Annotated in this window: 1 protein-coding gene; it reads left to right on the top strand. The window is 73.5% G+C overall.

Translation table 11 applies throughout. The features are described from left to right. Positions 1-162 precede the first annotated feature (162 nt). Entirely contained in the window at positions 163-993 is an 831-nt protein-coding gene (locus ACWEKM_RS46620) for a LuxR C-terminal-related transcriptional regulator (RefSeq protein ID WP_451627379.1), read from the top strand. Positions 994-1,051: the final 58 nt, after the last annotated feature.

Below are 1,051 nucleotides of genomic sequence, written 5' to 3'. Positions count from 1 at the left end.
GTGCGCCGCGACCTGGGGTGCGGGCCGCCGCTCCCCCGTCCCGGCGGCCCGCACGCGATGAGCACATCCGGAAACGTGATGTCGCCCGGTTGAAGTCTCGGTCAGCGCGCGGCACACGGATATGGGTACAACTGCGTACACGGGACCGAGTGAGAGGAACACGTGGCACGATCACCGGAGACGGCCTACGAACGCATGGCGTCCCTGGCCGTGGCGGCGCTCCACGAACGGGATCCCGGGCGTCTGTGGCCGCTGCTGGCCGACGCCCTGCCGGGCCTGTGCGGCGGGGACGCGGTGATCTTCAAGCTGGACGACTGGAGCGCGAGCAGCGGAACCCTCGGCCTGTCCGGCGACACCGCGGCGGAGTTCGCCCGGCTCGGGGACGAGGATCTGGGGCTGCTGCGCAGGGGACGGCCGTTCGCCTCCCATTACCTGGCCGAAGCTGGCCGGGAGCCGGTCACCGCGCGGCAGTTGGCGGGCCCGGCGTGGCCGGCGAGCGCGACGGCCCGACTGCTCGGCCGGACCCTGGACGCGGACCATGCGCTGGCGGTGCCGCTGCCGGGGCCGGCCGCCCCGATCACCGGGTGCCTCGTCTACCGCTCCGGCGCGGACTTCACCGACGACGAGATCCGGCTCGCCCGGCGCGCGCAGCCGCTGTTGGCGGCCGTGGACCGGCAGCGGCAGCTTCTGGAGCAGTGGCGGCGACTGCTGCCCGGCGCCGGGGGATCCCCCAACGCCGGATCGCCCGACGTCGGATCGGCCGACGAACGGGCGGCGGGCTGTGCGCTGACACCGCGCGAGACGACCGTGCTGCTGCTCCTCGCCGACGCCCTGACGGCCTCGGCGATCGGCCGTCGGCTCGGCATCTCCGACCGTACGGTGCACAAGCACATCGAGAAGATCTACCGGAAGCTCGGCACCCGCGACCGGGTCAGCACCGTGCTCCGCGCCCAGCGGCTGGGCCTGGTCCCGCGGGACGTAGCCAGGTCATGAGCAGGTGGGGCTTGATCTTGGCGGACGACCACAGGTCCGGTCGGCTCGCCTCAAGCCG

The sequence above is a fragment of the Streptomyces sp. NPDC004752 genome (genome assembly GCF_053601275.1).
This window is presented reverse-complemented; position numbering and strand designations above follow the sequence as displayed.